Source organism: Ruegeria sp. BC7, from assembly GCF_056539165.1.
On sequence record NZ_JBQFUL010000002.1, the window covers coordinates 768,407 to 785,346 of the forward strand.

General features: G+C 55.5%; 15 protein-coding genes. 4 read left to right on the plus strand and 11 right to left on the minus strand.

Annotated elements, in window-relative coordinates:
• Positions 1-40 precede the first annotated feature (40 nt).
• Complete coding sequence (locus ACR0KS_RS08775) at positions 41-475, plus strand: potassium channel family protein (protein WP_170389241.1); 435 nt, start codon at positions 41-43, stop codon at positions 473-475.
• Here the strand turns inward: ACR0KS_RS08775 and cls are convergent.
• The 3 genes from cls to ACR0KS_RS08790 form a co-directional block, all read right to left on the minus strand.
• Positions 472-1,884, minus strand: coding sequence for a cardiolipin synthase (gene cls / locus ACR0KS_RS08780; RefSeq protein WP_170566852.1), 1,413 nt, complete (start codon positions 1,882-1,884; stop codon positions 472-474). The two genes, ACR0KS_RS08775 and cls, sit on opposite strands and share 4 nt — an antisense overlap.
• Positions 1,885-1,907: 23 nt before the next feature.
• On the minus strand, positions 1,908-2,882 hold the full coding sequence (locus ACR0KS_RS08785) for an HAD family hydrolase (protein WP_170566851.1): 975 nt from the start codon (positions 2,880-2,882) through the stop codon (positions 1,908-1,910).
• 79 nt (positions 2,883-2,961) lie between these two features.
• Positions 2,962-4,572, minus strand: coding sequence for an arylsulfatase (locus tag ACR0KS_RS08790; RefSeq protein WP_170566850.1), 1,611 nt, complete (start codon positions 4,570-4,572; stop codon positions 2,962-2,964).
• A 199-nt stretch (positions 4,573-4,771) separates the two neighbouring features.
• Here ACR0KS_RS08790 and ACR0KS_RS08795 point away from each other — a divergent pair, with 199 nt between their 5' ends.
• Positions 4,772-5,452 carry a Crp/Fnr family transcriptional regulator gene (locus tag ACR0KS_RS08795; protein ID WP_170481932.1) on the plus strand — a complete coding sequence of 227 codons (681 nt, stop codon included), beginning with the start codon at positions 4,772-4,774 and terminating at the stop codon, positions 5,450-5,452.
• A 3-nt stretch (positions 5,453-5,455) separates the two neighbouring features.
• Here ACR0KS_RS08795 and ACR0KS_RS08800 read toward each other — a convergent pair whose 3' ends face one another.
• The 8 genes from ACR0KS_RS08800 to ACR0KS_RS08835 form a co-directional block, all read right to left on the minus strand.
• A complete protein-coding gene (locus ACR0KS_RS08800; protein ID WP_480693171.1) occupies positions 5,456-6,676 on the minus strand; it encodes a hypothetical protein in 1,221 nt (406 codons plus the stop codon).
• An 8-nt stretch (positions 6,677-6,684) separates the two neighbouring features.
• Positions 6,685-8,190, minus strand: a complete 1,506-nt coding sequence (locus ACR0KS_RS08805; RefSeq protein ID WP_170566848.1) for a VWA domain-containing protein — start codon at positions 8,188-8,190, stop codon at positions 6,685-6,687.
• Positions 8,187-9,170: a VWA domain-containing protein gene (locus tag ACR0KS_RS08810; protein WP_170566846.1), complete on the minus strand. Its 984-nt coding sequence runs from the start codon at positions 9,168-9,170 to the stop codon at positions 8,187-8,189. Before ACR0KS_RS08810 ends, ACR0KS_RS08805 begins: the two co-directional genes overlap by 4 nt.
• Entirely contained in the window at positions 9,170-9,643 is a 474-nt protein-coding gene (locus ACR0KS_RS08815; RefSeq protein ID WP_170566844.1) for a DUF4381 domain-containing protein, read from the minus strand. Before ACR0KS_RS08815 ends, ACR0KS_RS08810 begins: the two co-directional genes overlap by 1 nt.
• Positions 9,640-10,593 carry a DUF58 domain-containing protein gene (locus ACR0KS_RS08820; RefSeq protein ID WP_480693172.1) on the minus strand — a complete coding sequence of 318 codons (954 nt, stop codon included), beginning with the start codon at positions 10,591-10,593 and terminating at the stop codon, positions 9,640-9,642. The genes ACR0KS_RS08815 and ACR0KS_RS08820 overlap by 4 nt, the downstream gene beginning before the upstream one ends.
• 3 nt (positions 10,594-10,596) lie before the next feature.
• Positions 10,597-11,574: an AAA family ATPase gene (locus ACR0KS_RS08825; protein ID WP_170566841.1), complete on the minus strand. Its 978-nt coding sequence runs from the start codon at positions 11,572-11,574 to the stop codon at positions 10,597-10,599.
• Positions 11,575-11,694: 120 nt separating this feature from the next.
• On the minus strand, positions 11,695-12,801 hold the full coding sequence (locus ACR0KS_RS08830; RefSeq protein ID WP_170566839.1) for an acetoin utilization protein AcuC: 1,107 nt from the start codon (positions 12,799-12,801) through the stop codon (positions 11,695-11,697).
• Between the two features lie 3 nt (positions 12,802-12,804).
• Entirely contained in the window at positions 12,805-13,890 is a 1,086-nt protein-coding gene (locus ACR0KS_RS08835; protein ID WP_170566837.1) for an AI-2E family transporter, read from the minus strand.
• Positions 13,891-14,055: 165 nt separating this feature from the next.
• Here ACR0KS_RS08835 and ACR0KS_RS08840 point away from each other — a divergent pair, with 165 nt between their 5' ends.
• A complete protein-coding gene (locus ACR0KS_RS08840) occupies positions 14,056-14,922 on the plus strand; it encodes a YihY/virulence factor BrkB family protein (protein ID WP_170566835.1) in 867 nt (288 codons plus the stop codon).
• Entirely contained in the window at positions 14,919-16,817 is a 1,899-nt protein-coding gene (locus ACR0KS_RS08845; RefSeq protein WP_170566834.1) for a multiheme c-type cytochrome, read from the plus strand. Before ACR0KS_RS08840 ends, ACR0KS_RS08845 begins: the two co-directional genes overlap by 4 nt.
• Positions 16,818-16,940 lie beyond the last annotated feature (123 nt).

Here is a 16,940-nt window from a genome sequence, read left to right on the forward strand (position 1 = left end):
TGGCGCGACTTTCCCTGACTATGACGAGAGAAACAAATTGATGACCTTAGCGCAGCAGATACTTTGGGGCAGTGTTTACCTTGGCATCTGCTTTCTGATCGAGCTAGCTCTGCTGACCTGGTGTACTCAGACGATCCGGGTGATGTCCCTGAAGTTGGAAAACAGCAAACGGTTCTTCACGATCGCGGCTCCAATTTGTGTGGCTCTTGTGTTCATCATTGCGATTCACACGTTCCAGGTTTGGATTTGGGCTATTGTGTGGGTGCTAGGGGAAACCCTGCCGGACTGGAACTCGGCCCTGTACTTTTCATTGGTGACCTTCACGACGCTTGGATATGGCGACATTGTATTGGGTGAGGACCTGCGCATTTTTGGCGCGTTTGCATCCGTCACGGGTTTGCTGGCCTTTGGGTTGTCGACGGCCTTTATGGTTGCCCTGATGACCCAAGTCTTCAAAGAGGAATTGATGTCCTAGAGGATAGGGGCAAATAGCCGCGCCAGTGGTGAGCCAAAGCGGATAAAGGCGGGTTGCTCGGGCAAATTGAGCTCTAGCTCGTAGCAGTCTTTGAAGTCTGCCTTTAACATATTGTCCACAGCCTGTGCTGCACGTTCGTCGAAGAACAGGGCCATTGCCTCAAAGTTCAACCGGAAAGAGCGGTTATCCAAGTTTGTTGTACCCACAGCAGCAATGGTGTCGTCCACGACAAACGCCTTTTGGTGCATGAACCCGTTGGTATAGCGAAAGACGCGTGCACCGCATTCACGGATCTCGTCAAAATAGGCAAAAGCCGCCAGCCAGGGTAGGCGGTGGTCTATCACGTCAGGCACCAGTATCCGCACATCTACGCCGCGCAATGCGGCATGTTGCAATGCCGTCATGATGTCGATGTCGGGCACAAAATACGGCGATGCAATCCAGATTCTGTCCTTCGCCGCTGCGATCGCTGCAAAAAACATCATCGCGCCAGTCTCGGTCTCGTCGCCGGGTCCGGTGGCCACCAGCAAGGCGTTCATGTTCTGCTCGGATTCTGTTCCGGCCCAATCTAACCGGTCGATCAAATCCTCCTCGTGCGCCCAGTGCCAGTCTTCACAGAAGATAAGCTGCAGTTGACGGACGATATGGCCGGACATCTTGATGTGAGTGTCCCGCCAATGGCCGAAATGCGAATCCTGTCCCAGATACTCGACACCCACGTTGTGACCGCCAATAAAGCCGGTTTCCCCGTCAATAATCACCGTTTTCCGGTGGTTTCGGTAGTTGAGCTGAAACCTGTATTGCGGACCGCGCCGGTCGCGTGGATTGGCGATCTCAACCCCCGCAGCGCGCAGGCTGTCCAGATAGGCTGTTGGCAGGCCATAGCTGCCGACCGCGTCCGTCATGAAGCGCACACTTACACCGCGTTCGGCTGCTGCGATCAGCTTTTCTTGAAGTTGCTGGCCCAACGCATCATCGCGCACAATGTAGAATTGGATCAGGATATAGGTCTGTGCGGCGTCGATCGCCTCAAAAATTGAGTCGAACGTGGCCTGACCGTCGATCAGCAACTCGGCCCCGTTTCCGCGAGATACGGGCAAATGCGCCAGCGCCTCAAACGGCTTTGGGTTCACTTGCATGGTTTCGGGATCAGGTTTTGAGAAGTCGGCGAATGTCTTGATGCCCTCGACCACGGTTTCGCTTTGCTTGCGCGCGATGCGGTAGCCGCGAAACCGATGGTGGCCAAGGAACAGATATAGCGGCACGCCGAACACCGGAGCAGAGATCAACAAGACCACCCAGCCAACCGCGCCCTGCGGCGTACGCGCCGTCTGAGCCGCCCGGATCGCAAAGACAATGGCGGTCACGTAGAGGAAAAAGATGAACGCGGAAACAAGCAGTGTCCACATGGGGTTATCAGTCTCTGTTCTACCTAGTTCGCACCAGTGTAGACGCGTTTCCAATCCTTCGCCATATCAACGATGATCCATCCCATGTCGGGACCTTTGTCCAGCCCGTCCACAAGTTTTCCAATCGGACTTTCGCGATCATAGGCCCATTCGCGCTCAGCATCGGTGTGATGGATCAGCACCCCAAGACGAGGGCCGTCCCCAGCGGTCGTCCACTCCAACATCGCGAAATCGCCATCCGAGTTACCGGCCGCAAAAATGGGACGTCGACCTATTGTGCGTTCGATATTGATCGGTTTTCCCTCTTTATCGTCGATGAACGCAATTCCGGGTGACTTCACAATTGTGGGCGTGCCGTCGATGGAGTCATAGGTGGTGTCAGTATATGTCCCAAGCACTTGCTCGGGCGGAATACCGTATGCGTCTTCGGCGAAAACGCGCATGAAGTGCAGGCCGCCGCCGGACACGATATAGGTGCTAAAGCCTTCGTCGCGGAGGTATCGCAGCAGCTCTGCCATCGGTTGATAGGTCATTTGGTCGTAAGGCAGGCCCGTGTCAGGGTGGCGAGCTGTTTGTAGCCAGTCAGCCACCGAAGCCTGAAAATCATCTACGCTGGTACCAGCGTGTGAGGCATTTATCACCTCGATCAATGCCTCGTGGCCCCCTTCGGCAATGGCCTGGACATCACCTTTGGCCGCAGCTTCCAGTATTGGGGTGCTCAGGATAGATGGGTCCGTTTTTGCAAGTTCTTCAAGTCGATCCATGGCAAAGATCAACTGAAAATAGACCGGCTGCTCGGCCCAGAGAGTGCCGTCATTGTCGAAAACCGCAATCCGCTCGGCAGGTGTTACGTAGTCCGCGTGGTTCGGATCCGTCACCGCACTGACGAAGTTGACGATCCCGGACTTGGAGTCTCCATCATCCCAGCTGGGTAACGGGTCCGCGACCAGGGCCGTCGCCGTTACAGAAAGGAACGTGGCAAATAGAGCGGCCTTCATAAGAATTTCCCTAACCTCAAATAACATCTGAGAAGGGCCGCCAAGTGCATGGCGGCCCCTTGCGTGTTGTGATCTGGCCTTAGTTGCTTGTCGGCGTGGTCAGTTTCTCCATCACCTGATCCAGGTTGAAGCTGGCCGCCTTCTGGCGAGGTGGGAATTCCTGGAACGTTGCAAGGAAGTTCCCGACATACTGCTGCGCAGGCACCAAGAAGTACGCACGGTCCAGCAACCAATCATAGTAGGTGTTGGATGTCCGATACGCGCGTTCATATGGGTCGCGGCGCAGGTTGATGATCAAAGGAATGCGCAGCTCGGTCCAAGGCTCCATCCACGCACGCAGCGTTGCCCAGGCTTTCTGCTCAAGGAAGATCAGTTTCCAGTCCTCAAAGCGCAACGCTGTCAGGTCACCATCGTCTGAGAAATAGAAGATTTCCTTGCGCGGGCTTTCTGTGGCCTCTCCGGTCAGTAGGGGCAGGATGTTGTAGCCATCCAGATGCACCTTGTAGTCGCGGCCCATGCCAGAGGAACTGTATCCTGCCTTCAGCTTGTCCTTGATTTCGGGATCACCGGCAACGGCCAGATAGGTCGGGAGCCAGTCCATGTGGTGAACGATTTCATTGGTCACCGATCCGGCTTCGATCTTACCGGGCCAACGCACCATCGACGGCACACGCCATCCACCTTCCCAGTTGGTGTTCTTTTCACCCCAGAAGGGCGTCGCCGCCGCGTCAGGCCACGTGTTCATATGGGGGCCGTTGTCGGTTGAATAGTGCACAATGGTGTTGTCGGCGATGCCAAGCTCATCCAGCAGATCAAGCAACTGACCCACGTGCATGTCGTGTTCGATCATGCCTGCGGTGTATTCGTCAGCCACTCCGCCAATGATTTCGTTGGCTTGCGTGCGCATCTCGTCCTTGACGTGGGTCCGGAAGTGCATGCGCGTCCCGTTCCACCAGACATAGAAGGGCTGACCCTGCTCATGCGCGCGCTTGATGAAGTCGATCGCTGCGGCAACGGTTTCATCATCCACCGTTTCCATGCGCTTTTTTGTCAGCGGGCCGGTGTCCTCGATGGTACCGTCGGCCTTTGACTTGATCACCCCACGCGGGCCATAGGCCTCGCGGAAGGTGCGACCATCGGCAAGCACCGTGTCACCCGGATAGTCTTCGTTTTCAGGCTCTTCCTCTGCGTTCAGATGGTACAGGTTCCCGAAAAACTCATCAAAACCGTGGTTTGTCGGAAGGTGTTCATCTTTGTCGCCCAAGTGGTTTTTACCGAATTGACCGGTGACATAGCCGTGATCCTTCAGCAGCCCAGGGATGGTCGGATCTTCGACCTGCATGCCAAGATCAGCGCCCGGCAAACCCACCTTGGACAGTCCGGTCCGGAAAACCGACTGCCCCATGATGTATGAGGATCGACCAGCCGTACAGGATTGTTCCCCGTAGTAATCGGTAAAGATCATTCCTTCTTTCGCGACGCGGTCGATATTGGGTGTCTGGTAGCCCATCAAACCCATTGTGTAGGCCGAGATATTGGATTGACCGATATCGTCGCCCCAGATCACCAGAATGTTGGGCTTTTGGTCCTGCGCCCACGCGGGAATCGCCAGCGCAACTGCGACGGTAGCCGCAGCAACTCGACGCAATCTTCTGCGCCAATTGTCCGCCGTTAAACGTGGTGGTGACATGGTTTTCTCCCGATTTGAGGGGACCAGCATGGCCCCTTGATACATACTTAAATTTGGTGCGCTAAGTTGCTTAAAACGCTACCTGAAAGGTGGTTCGACTATGAGCTGTGAAAATGCGTAGCAGCGGGAATCGAACGGGTTTAGCATAGGCCATGATTTGTGCTAAAAACTTATCAATTGATAAGTTTGGAAATTTCTAATGTTTGACAAAGCCAATAATCTTAAAGCCTTGCGAAATGGTGGGTGGTTCAGCAATCGCTCGGCTGCGTTTCAGCGTGACTTGTTGGAGTGCGGGATCGCAAAGTGCTTTGATGCGTGTGAGGCGCTGTATCACCATGGTGACGCGGTCAACGGAATTTTTGCCGTACTAAGCGGCGGGGTTCAAATCACCGTTCCAGCCGATGACGGGCAGGAGTTCGTCATTCATCGCGAAGGCGCGGGTTTCTGGGTTGGCGATCTCGCATTGTTCGCGGACACGCCCAGATTGGTCAGCGTTTTAACCACGCAGAAAACCCGTTCTCTATTTTTCCCGAACACTCGTATCGCCAAGCTGGTGCAGGAAAGCCCTCACTATATCCGGGACTTCTATGCGCTGACCCAGGAAAATATGCAAACGGCACTGCGCATCATGGCCAATCTGGTCGTCACCGGAACAGAAAAACGACTAGCTCTGCGCTTGCTTCATCTGGATGAGGGCACTTCCAAGTCAGACGGCTGGATTGATGTGTCGCAAGAGGAGTTGGCCGAGATGATCGCCGTTTCCCAGCCGACGCTGCATCGAAGCCTGCACCGGCTGGCTGATCTGGGTTTGGTCGAGGTCGGTTATGGCCGCGTATTGTTGAAGGACAGAAGGGCATTGATCGCGAACTGTCAAAATTGATCGCTAAGGGTTGAGGGGCGGCAGCGGTGAGGTGTCGTTCAGTGGTGTGTTCTTAAGGTGATCCAGCGCGGCGATTGCTGCAGACCAATCAGCCTTTTGTTCTGTTGAATTTGGCGCGTAAAGCGAAGCGCCGATTTGGGTCAATGCTGCTTCAATAACGCTCAGGTCCGTTTTGTTTTCGCTGCGAGTCTTCCAGAGTTCTAACGCAGAGTATGCGGCGGATAAGTCCTGCGATTTCAGCGCGTGCCTCAACTGGGCAAGGGCAAACTGAGATGATGCCTGATACGCGCGCCTGCGCGCTTCGCGAACATCGCGAAAACGTGGCACGGTCCATCGCAGCCCTGCCCAAGCCAACACCCCAATGAGTGCTGACCATGCCAATGCCCTTAGAACGTCCTGAGGATCCCTTGGCGCGGGTTCAGGCGCCTGTAATTTCAGGTCCACAGACGGTATTTGGATCGTTTCAACCTGATTGGTCCCCAGATTGAACCATTCAAAAACAACCGCTGGAAGCTGCGTGGTTCCACCGGACTGGGCCAAATATACCACTTCATCTATCCGCTGCCCTGAAAGAACCCCGCGATCTTCGGTTTCCGTAAAGCGCGGTTCTTTTGGATAGGCCCGTAGCAGTTCATCCTGATTTTCCGGGATCAAAGCGGGTATTAAGATGGGTGTTGTCCCGGAAATCCGAGCGGTGAGCCGGCGCGTGATTGATCCTCCGGCCTGTAATTCTGGCGCGCCTTCAAGCTCTTGCTCGACGGTGAAGCCTGTCGCAATTATCAACGGGTTCAGTGTTGAGGCTGCTTTCGGAACCACAGCATTGATAGTCGTTTGGGGAAGCGAGACGGTAACCTCAACCGGTTCATTGCTGTCGGGATCGGCAAATGTGACCGCAATATCCAACTGCCCCAGATCAATCGTGCCGGACCGCAAAGGATAAAGGCGATAACTGCGCTGGACACCTGACCATGTTTCCCCGTCGATTGTCTCGCTGACAGGGCCGGACGCGCGTTCGGGCAAGCGAACCAGAAGATTTTCCTGTTCCAGAGTGGGAAATATTGGCGGTGACGGCATGTATGTCGGCACCAAGACCTTCATGCGAACAATAGTGGGTTGTCCGACGATAACTTCACCTTCCGGGGTGTCCATGGAAACCAAAGGCTGTATCGTCGGTGACGCTTGCGAAAAGGCGACGGATGGGACCAAAGCCAAGATGAGTATCAAGACGTATCTCATTGTGACTGAACCTGATTTTCCAACAGGAACCGATTTTTGAGAAAGTCCTGCATATCGGTGTCGATTGCGCTGATCCATTGGTCGGCAGACATGGGTTGGGCACCTTCGCTCTGCGCCTGCACAGTTGTGTCCTGACCACGTGCATCTTCATTGTCGAAAACGGTGTCGTCAGCCCCGATGCCGGCTTCTTCGCCCGTATCTGATTGCTCACGTGTGGTTTCTACGAACTCCAGAATAGCGTTGGCAACGACTAGGTTGTGTTGAGCTTCGGGCCAGCCCGGGCGTCGTTCCAGTGCGGTTTCAAAGGCAGAAATTGCCGGGCGGTATTCTCGGTTTCTTATGCGGGCCATGCCCTCGGCAAAAGCGGCCTCTGGTGTGTTCATAGTTGAAAAAACCTCGGCCGCCTCTGGGTACTGCCCTGCCTTTAGCATCGCATATCCCTTATGGTAGGGGTCTTGGAAAAGCTCTGCGGCTTGAGAGTAATTTTTTCTGTCCATTGCGATCTGGCCTTGCTGGTCTGGTGTGAGAAACCAGTCCCGCCATCCTTGCGCAAAAGCTGGCCCAGAGGGTTGCACGACGAACAGAAGCAAAAGCGCCCATCGGATGACCCATCCTTGCCTGAACCACAGAAGTGACAACAGCGCGGCCGGCCAGACCAATATCCATCCCTTGTCTTGCCAGTCGAGCTGGTCTTCCTCATCCAGTGCGTTGACGTAAGACGTCTGAATTTTTCGATGCAGCCGGGTTATGTCCTGATCACCTGTTGAAAACGGAACCACTGTAGCGTTTTTCAAAGTGTCCAACTGAACGATCCGGTCCCCGTCTGGCAGCATTGTCAGGAACAGCAGGTCCGTCGTGGCATCTTGCATTTCGGGAATCTGAGACGGCTCGATGTCATCCAGCACAAACAAGACAGCGCCGGGCGTGTCAGAGTCCGCCAGTATGTCTTGAGCCATTGCCAATGCGTCGGCGGCAGCGTCCCCCTGTTTGGGCATCACGGCAGGGGTTAGTCCTTCCAGCAGTGGCCGAAGGATATTGGCATCCTCTGTCAGTGGCGCGACACGGTGCGATGTTCCTGCATAGGCGATCAGGGCTGTTCTTGCGCCAGATCGCAAGTTGATCATATCCGATATCTTGTACTTTGCGCGCTCCAGGCGCGAGGGGGACAGATCGGCGCTGTCCATGCTGTCCGTCACCTTTAGCGCGATAACCAATGGTGCTGTGTCCGCGACCAGGGGGTTCGGCGCGCGCGACCACGTCGGCCCAGCGGCCGCCAAAGTGAGCAGTACCGCGATGAACATCACGATGTCCGCTGGATAGACGCGCCTTTGATCCTCTGCGCCCAGTTGCAAGGCTTTGGCAAGATGAGGCGCTATGCCAGAGGGAAGGTCACGTGGTCCCTTGGCTTTCGGACGTATAAGCCACCAAAGAACCGCAATCGGTATCAACAACAGAAGCCAAGCTGTTCGGATAAAATGAAATTCTGTCAGAGCATCAATCATTGGGTGCTCCGATAGCGATGGGAATAATGAAAGCCAGCAGAGCTGAGCAAAATCAATACAAGGGCAATAATGAGGGGAATATGCGCCAGGTCATCGCGTGGCCGGTAGCTTTGAATTTCTACAACGCGCGGGTTTTGCTCATCTATCTGTTGATAGACCTGCGCGAGCGCGGTTTCATCATCGGCAAAGAAATACTGTCCGTCCGTCGCGCGTGCGATGTCCTGCAAGGCTTGCAGGTCCACGCGATCTTCACCGGTTGCATTGGGATCACCAACCCCGACCGTGTATATGACGACGCCTTTTTCCGCAGCGATTGAAGAAGCGTTGACTGGTGTCATGCGGCTCGATGTATCGGCTCCGTCACTCAGAACGATCATCAGGCGCTGATCGACTTCGCTGGAGTCAAAAAGGCGGATGCCAAGCCCTATGGCGTCGCCGAGGGCCGTATTCGGGCCTGCCATGCCAACTTGAGTTTGGTCCAGGAACCCTTTCAAACTTTGTAGATCTTCGGTAAATGGAGCCTGCACAAAAGCACGGGTTCCAAAGATGATCAGCGCCATCCGGTCCCCCTGACGGTCGTTGATGAACTCACGCAGAACATCCTTTACGGCTGCCAATCGTTGCTTTGGGGATCCTTCGGTTGACGTGAAATCGCGCTGATCCATAGATCCTGAAATGTCGAGAGCCAGCACTACGTCTCGGGCTGATTTTTCAATCACCACCGGCTCGGCCAGCTTTTCCGGGCGGGACAGGGCTGTGATCAACAGAACCCAAACCAAGATAGCCACCGATGACTGTGCCCACGTGCGCTTCAAAACAATCGAGCCGGTCTTTGGTTCAATTCCCGCCGCCTCTGCAACATGGCGAAAAAAGGGGATGCGCGTTGCGTTTACCTTTTCTTCTCGTGGAGGAACAACCCAATATACCAGCACGGGCAGAGGCAACAGTAGAAAGACCCAAGGTGCGGCGAATGAGTACATCAGCCTCTCCTTTCCACCTTGTGGAACTTAATCCAATCCCGAGCAAGTTTTGCGACTTCGGCGTTTGACGTACCTACGGCGTAGGGAGCCGTTAGCAATGCTTGGCTGTTTGGGTTGGTAAACAGTTTTTTATCAACGGCTTGGTTGAGGAAGTTCAGCCAATCATGCCCATAGAGGCTGGCGATGGTTTCGCGCGGGTAAGCCGCCAGTGCTGTGCGCCGGAGCAGTTCCGCAATCTTTGCAGTATCGTCGCCAATATCTTCAAGCTCGACGAGAGCAGCGCGTCGATACGCGTTTGCCAGACGATGCCGACGGTATCTGTAGGTGACAAAAACGATACCAGCCGCCAAGAAAATACTCAGAACCACCCAACCCCACGTCTGCGGAAGCATGGAAACAGGGTCGGGCGAGGGTGCGGGCGCGAGCATGTCCAGCAGTTCAACCAGCGATTTGCCTTCGACATCAGGGTTCATCGCGCCCCCCTTGGATGGCCAAAAAGCCTGAGCAACTGATCCAGCGCAGCTTCGGACGTGGTCAGGGGGACAATCGGGAACCCATATCGGCGCGACCACAAGTTCAACCGAGACAGCCTGTTTTCCAGCGCGGATTTGATCCGGTCGGACATGTCAGGGGCTGAGCTGTCTATTTCGATCTGGTTAATACCATCCGAAACCGTGAGCTTCACATCCCTGGGCAATACTTGTGAGCTTGGGTCGAAGACGTTGAACAGAATTAGATCGTTTGAGCGCGACAACTTGCTGAAAAGGCGCTCGGAATCTTCGTTCAGGCCGTCGAAATCTGAAAAAACGCAAATCAGAGCATTTGTGTGGGCAAGCGCGACCGCTTGCTTGAGTACATCGTTAAGCGCCACCGTCGGGTTCGGGTGTGAAGATGCGCTCAGTCCACAATTCAGCGCCCCGATTGAGGACAGGAACCGAGACAAAGCGACTGCGCGTCTTTTTGGTCGATGCTCGGCCAGATCCGTGTCGCCAAAGACGATGCCCCCGACGCGGTCCCCTTGTCGCAGAACGCGGTGCGCGGCAATGGCGGCTGCTTCGGCCGCGACAACCGACTTTGTATATTCTCTGGTTCCAAAGAACATCGACACGCGCTGGTCGACCAGTAAAAGGGCGGGCCGATCCCGTTCTTCTGTATAAACCCTGACATGCGGTTCGCCGGTACGTGCGGTGACCTTCCAGTCGATTGTACGAATGTCGTCACCCGGCAAATATGTGCGCAATTCTTCAAAGTTCAGTCCGCGACCGCGCAAGCGAGACGCGTAACGCCCGTTCAGGATTGACCGCGCAGGTTGCCGGGGCAAAAGGCTCAGCGCTCGCGATTTTGGACCCAATCGCAATAGGTGCTCGGCATCCACATGGATGCGTGGGTCTAGGGGATATGTGGCTGTCTGCGCCAAGGTCACCTCTTACGGCAAGGCCACAAGACGCAGGATTTCGGCAATGACATCATCGGCTGTCTTGGCACTTCCCTGCGCTTCAAAACTTAGGGAGATGCGGTGGCGAAAGACGTCATGGGCAATGGCACGAATGTCGGCGGGATCGACATAATCGCGTCCATTCATCCAAGCATGAGCACGCCCGCATTTGTCCAACGCCAATGACGCACGGGGGCTGGCTCCGATCTCAATCCATTCCGCAAGCTCATCGCTGAGGTTTTCTGGTGTGCGGGTCGCCTGCACAAGATCGGCCATATATCTGTCCATCGCGTCCGAGACGTGGACTTGGCCAATTTCGGACCGCGCTGCGAAGACGGCGTCTTGTGGTATTGGGGCAGAGTGTTCGCCTGCCGATCCGCCACCGGCTGCGATTTCTTCGTTTCGGACCAGACGTATGACTTCGACCTCGTCCTCGACCGGAGGATAGGTGATCTGGACGTGCATCAGGAACCGGTCCATTTGCGCTTCGGGCAGGGGGTAGGTGCCCTCTTGCTCAATAGGGTTTTGCGTTGCCATCACAATGAACAGCGGGTCCATTTTATGCGTGGTGCCCGAGACGGTGACCTGTCGTTCCTCCATCGCCTCGAGCAGCGCGGCCTGAACCTTGGCGGGGGCTCGGTTTATCTCGTCCGCCAAAACGATGTTGGCGAAGATCGGGCCGGGATCGAAGCGAAAGGTGCTGCCAGATTCGGTTTGCAGATACACTTCGGTGCCGGTCACGTCTGATGGAAGAAGGTCGGGTGTAAACTGAATCCGGCTGAAACTGGCGTCCATGTTGCGCGCCATCGCTTTGACGGCCCGCGTCTTGGCAAGCCCCGGCAAGCCTTCGATCAATAGGTTGCCGTTTGCCAGCAAGCCGATAATCAGTCGGTCAATGACCTCGGTCTGGCCGATGATGGCTTGTCCCATTCGGGCCTTGAGGTCGTTTATTTGTTCAAGTGCAGTCATTTTCTTGGGTCCAAATGCAAGCTGGATGCCGTGAAAAGGCATGTTTGACCTTGGTGAATTCGAGTGGTCTGGAATATGCAGTAATTATCGGACGTTATCAGCCCTTCAGTTGCCGATCCACTATGAAATCCGGTTTGAAAGACGTTGAATGTCAACCAGCAGTTCGGGCCGGATTTCGCCGTTGTTGGGTGGATCGCGAAGTGTATCAAACCAATGCTGGGGTGGGTTTTTCCCAGCAGCCCTGTTCCATGTCAGGTCGCGTAGCACCGACTGAGCTCGCGCGTTCAATTTGTCTGGAATTTCAATGTTGTTGAGCGTCGCCCAGACGCCGCTCCACAGCCGGGCGACTGACCACGGGTTATAGCCACCGCCGCCTAGAACAAGAAGCCGGGGTGCCATATCCCGAAGGTTTGCTACAGCGCGCCAATGGGCGTTGTTTGAGAGGGTCAGACGGGACAGAGGGTCCTCGGCGACCGCGTCCGCGCCGCATTGAAGGACAATCGCCTGTGGGCGAAATGCGGCCGCAGCGGGCAGGATCACCTGATCCAGAATTGCGTAGAACTCATCATCATTTAGACCCCGCGCGACCGGAAGGTTGAACGCAGCACCCCCTGCGGTGTCCTCAAGCGCGCCGGTAAAGGGCCAGCGACGTGCCTCATGGACCGAGATCATCCGGACTTTGTCAGAGCCGTGAAAGGCGGCCTCGACTCCGTCGCAATGGTGGGCGTCGATATCCACGTACACGATACGCTCCAAACCCGCGTTCAAGAACGTCAGGATCGCCAACACGGGATCGTTCAGATAGCAGAATCCGCTTGCTCGGTTATGAAGCCCGTGATGGGTGCCCCCGGCTGGATTGTAGATGATCCCTCCGTCTTGCAGCAGGTCTGCCGCCAGTATCGAACCACCCGCCGCTGTTGCGGGCCGACGGTACATCTCGGCGAAAACTGGATTTGAAATTGTACCGAGGCCATATTTCTCGCGCGTTTCTTCTGACACGGAAAGCGTCTTTTCCGCGGTCTGAAGCGCGGCGATATAGTCAGGGGTATGAAATATCTGAAGGGCGCTTGGCGTTGCGCGGGGACTGGTCCGGTACGCTTCGGGGGGCAGCCATCTCAGCGCCTCGCAAAGGTCCATAACTGTAGAGACACGCGGAATCGATAACGGGTGTTTCGACCCATATGTCGAGTGGCGATAGATTTCCGATCCGAGAAATAGGGGGCCCATTGCTTACGTGTCTTGCCCTGGCCGTTGGTCTTCACCCAATCGCCCGTCCAGTGACATCAGAATTGCGATCGGGCGCAACGCAGGAATGTGGCTGAATACGATAAGAATGCAGACCGTCAGCGGAACGCTCAAAAAGGCTCCGATCATGCCCCAGACGGTCGTCCAGAAGGTCAGGGCCAGAATAACGAGGAACGTGGACATGTTCAGCGAGCGTCCCAGCATGGCGGGGTCCAGAAAGTTGCCGATCAGGAATTGGATCGTTCCGCAGCCAAACACGATGATCAGGAAAGGCCCGATGCTATCGAACTGAACAAGAGCGATCATCGCCGGAAAGATCACGGCAATGATTGATCCAATCGAGGGGATGAAGTTCAGTGCAAAGGTAAGTACGGCCCATGTCTCGGCGTATTCAAGGCCCAGCATCTTGAAGACCGAATAGCTGATCCCGGCCGTAATTATGCTAATGAATGTTTTGACGCCGACGTAACGCTGCAGGCTATAGGAAATCGCATCCAGCACCGATGCGAACTCGGCCCCGGTCTGAGGGTTTCCCGCTGCCAACTGTATCTTTTTGCGAAAGGCCAGACGTTCGGCCATGAGGAAAGCGACATAAAGGCTTATCAGAAAAAAGTGGTTCAGCAGCGAGGTGGCGCTGCCCAATAGAACGCGCGCGACGTAGGACATGTCGATGCTGATCAGATTGTCCCTGATGAACTTGGTAATGTCATTGCCGACCAGCCCCGTGATCCGACTGACGGCCCCGTCAAACTGGTTTTCATAGGCGCTGATGGATCGTGCAAATTGGGTCGCCTGACTGCCTAGAATATACATGATCATGAACAACCCGGCCAAAACGATGGTAACGCCCGCTACGTTTGCGATCCAGACAGGAGCGCGGGTCACCGAGATGACGCGGTCGCTGAGTGCGATAATCAGCACGTTGATCAGCAAGGCCATCGTCAACGGGATTAGAAATGCAGACCCGGCATACAGGCCCAGCACGGTCAGCGTGGCAACAATGGCCGTATCGCGGACGACGGCCAGTTTCAGCCGGGGCGTCGTGTACGTGTCTTTTTGGTCCAAAGGCATCTTTTTTCCGCCGCTGCGCTGAAATCACCCCGATTTGGATTTTCTGTACCGATCCTGCACAGCCGCGCCGGATTATGCAATGCACCCAAGTGTTTGTGCGGGTTAATTTGTCTTCATGTTGGTTTTGAGGTTCTGTCATCCCATGAGCCGGGGTAGGGTTTGGGCATGAACGCGAACGTGATTCCCCTATTTGGCCGACCTCTACAGGCGCTGTGGCTGGCCCTTGGTCGCTTTGGTGCCAAGAACGGGTTAGTGATGAGCAGTCATGTCGCCATGTCCCTCATGCTGGCTCTGTTTCCGTTCGTTTTGTTTACCGTGGCTTTGGCCGGATCTTTGTCGCAGGATTATGTCACCAACGAACTGATTGAGCTAATCTTCGGAGCTTGGCCGCAAGACGTGGCCGATCCCATTGTGGCCGAGTTACGGGCCGTGCTGGAACAGTCCGGTTCAGGCGTCATAACCATTGGGGGCTTGCTGGCAGTGTTCTTCGCATCCAACGGTGTTGTGGCCGTTCGTGCAGCGATGAATCAGGCGTATCATGATCACGATAGCTGGCCGTTCTGGAAAACCCGGCTGTTCTGTCTGGCGTTGGTGGTAATCGGTGGCGCCACGATTTTGGCGATTGCTGCGGTCGAAGTGGTCTTGCCGGTTTACACAAAACTTGTGTCCGAAAGAACCGATGTAAACGTGTCAGAGTGGTTGTCCGTGGACCGGCTGCGATGGACGTTCACGGTCGCAGTGCCAGCCGGAACCGTGATCCTGGCGCATCTTCTTTTGCCGACGCGCCGACATTCCGTGATGCAGATTCTGCCCGGTGTGGTTCTTACGCTGGCGCTCTGGGCTGCCGGGGGATGGGGGTTCTCGATCTATATCGGTCAGTTTGCAACTTACAGCACGACCTATGCAGGATTGGCCGGGGCAATGGCGGCTTTGATCTTCCTGTATCTATGCGCGGCGATCCTGATACTGGGTGCTGAATTTAACGGTGCTTTGATGGACCTTCAAAATTCGGGCGAAGGGACCGCGAATTGAGACACTTTCTATTCGGGCTATTCGTGCTTTATCCGTCGTTCGCTTGGGCACAGGTCCCGACCTATGTCGGCTCGGATCAATGTACTGAGTGTCATCAGGCCGAAGCCGACGCATGGGCCAGTTCTCATCACGCATTGGCGTGGACCAACTCAGATGCCGGTCACGTTGCCGCTGATTTTGACGGCACCAGGTTTGAGCATGATGGCATGTCCGTCGAGTTTTCCAATGACAATGCCCTGCGTGCTCGGGTCACCGAAAAAGACGGTGCAACGACCGAGTATGATGTACATTCAGTGGTCGGTATCGCGCCATTGCAGCAATATCTGTTTGAAACCGAGCCGGGCCGTTTGCAGAGCTTTGACGTGGTTTGGGATACCGAGAAGAAGCGTTGGTTTCACCTTTATCCCGATCAGGACCTGCCCCCGGATGACGGGTTGCATTGGACTGGTCCTTACAAGAACTGGAATGCCCGCTGCGCAGAGTGTCATGCGACTGGTTTTGAAAAGAACTATGATGCTCAGACCCGCAGTTACGCATCAACGCAATCAGAAATCGGCGTCGGGTGTGAGGCATGCCATGGTCCGGGCTCTGCCCATATCGACTGGACAAAAGGTCAGAGCGTTGGCAGCGACCTGACAGAATACGGGTTCACCATGGATTGGGGCAGCGGCCAAACCGAGGCTGAAATCCAGCAATGTGCCGGATGCCATTCACGCCGCGAAGCGCATGGTGACGGCAATCCCTTGCCCGGAACTCCGTACCACGATGCCTACAACCTCGCTGTGCTGAGGCCGGGATTGTACCATCCCGACGGGCAGATACAGGACGAAGTTTATGTCTATGGATCGTTCCTGCAGTCCAAGATGTACGCGCAAGGCGTAGGGTGCATGGATTGCCACGAGCCCCACAGCGCAACTCTGCTGGCCGAAGGGAATGGGGTCTGCACCCAGTGTCATTCTCTCGCAGGGAACAGTCGCTTTCCGACTTTGAAAGCAAAAGAGTACGACTTGACGGATCATCATCACCATCCTGACGGCAGCGATGGTGCGCAGTGTAAGTCATGCCACATGATCGAGCGTGTTTACATGGGTGTTGACGGTCGGCGCGATCATAGTTTCCGCGTCCCGCGTCCTGACTTGGGGCTTGGCGAAGATGCCTGCACTGATTGTCACGAGGATAAAGATCAGGAATGGGCGGCGAAACAGATTGAGGCATGGTTTCCGCAGTCGGAACACCGTGGCGCACATTATGGCACAACGTTCCAGCAAGCGATGACAGGCCGTGCAGACGGACCTGCGGGATTGCTGGAAATCGCCACCGATCGCGGGCAGGCGGGTATCGTTCGCGCAACGGCGGCTTATTTGCTGCAGGATTTTGGCTCGGACGAAATTGCGGCACAGACGGTGGCTCTGCTGGCCGATGACGATCCAATTGTCCGTGCAAACGCAGCGCCGCTGCAACGACATGCAGGCATGTCGGATCGGGTGCTGCGATTGGAACCCTTACTTTCGGACCCGCGCAGAAATGTGCGGATCGCTGCGGCAAAAGAGTTCCTGACCATACCGCCGCAGGCATTGACTCGTGAACAAGGCGAGCGGGCCGGGCAGGGTATGTCCGAGTGGCAGGGCGCGATTGCCAACCGTCTGGATTTTCCTGAAACGCATATGGTGCTGGGTGGCATGGCTTTGACGCTCCGCAATCCGAAAGCGGCCGAGCGTGCCTTTACCGAAGTGATAACCCTTGACCCCCAGCGTGCTGAAGCATGGCCGATATTGGTTCAACTTGTTCAACTGAACCGAGGGGGCGAGGCTGCACGAGACGTTCTTGCCCAAGGGTTGTTGCGGGTTCCGAACCATCCTGAACTACTGCAACTGCAGGCTCAGATCGGGCGCTGAATTGGCATTGTAAAACCCGCTTTCAGCCATGTTCACGGCAAATTCTCGGGGTACCCAGACCGGAAAGAGTGGAAGCTTTCTCGGGTAAGGGGTTTGAAATGTTTGGAAAACCGGTTCGCATAT

Excerpts from the sequence above, each read along its gene's own strand:
- ACR0KS_RS08835 (WP_170566837.1), bottom strand. The coding sequence starts at position 13,890 with ATGCCTTTGGACCAAAAAGACACGTACACGACGCCCCGGCTGAAACTG.
- ACR0KS_RS08825 (WP_170566841.1), bottom strand. The coding sequence starts at position 11,574 with ATGACTGCACTTGAACAAATAAACGACCTCAAGGCCCGAATGGGACAA.
- ACR0KS_RS08840 (WP_170566835.1), top strand. The coding sequence starts at position 14,056 with ATGAACGCGAACGTGATTCCCCTATTTGGCCGACCTCTACAGGCGCTG.
- ACR0KS_RS08815 (WP_170566844.1), bottom strand. The coding sequence starts at position 9,643 with ATGAACCCTGATGTCGAAGGCAAATCGCTGGTTGAACTGCTGGACATG.
- ACR0KS_RS08805 (WP_170566848.1), bottom strand. The coding sequence starts at position 8,190 with ATGATTGATGCTCTGACAGAATTTCATTTTATCCGAACAGCTTGGCTT.
- ACR0KS_RS08785 (WP_170566851.1), bottom strand. The coding sequence starts at position 2,882 with ATGAAGGCCGCTCTATTTGCCACGTTCCTTTCTGTAACGGCGACGGCC.
- ACR0KS_RS08795 (WP_170481932.1), top strand. The coding sequence starts at position 4,772 with ATGTTTGACAAAGCCAATAATCTTAAAGCCTTGCGAAATGGTGGGTGG.
- ACR0KS_RS08775 (WP_170389241.1), top strand. The coding sequence starts at position 41 with ATGACCTTAGCGCAGCAGATACTTTGGGGCAGTGTTTACCTTGGCATC.
- ACR0KS_RS08830 (WP_170566839.1), bottom strand. The coding sequence starts at position 12,801 with ATGGGCCCCCTATTTCTCGGATCGGAAATCTATCGCCACTCGACATAT.
- cls (WP_170566852.1), bottom strand. The coding sequence starts at position 1,884 with ATGTGGACACTGCTTGTTTCCGCGTTCATCTTTTTCCTCTACGTGACC.
- ACR0KS_RS08810 (WP_170566846.1), bottom strand. The coding sequence starts at position 9,170 with ATGTACTCATTCGCCGCACCTTGGGTCTTTCTACTGTTGCCTCTGCCC.
- ACR0KS_RS08790 (WP_170566850.1), bottom strand. The coding sequence starts at position 4,572 with ATGTCACCACCACGTTTAACGGCGGACAATTGGCGCAGAAGATTGCGT.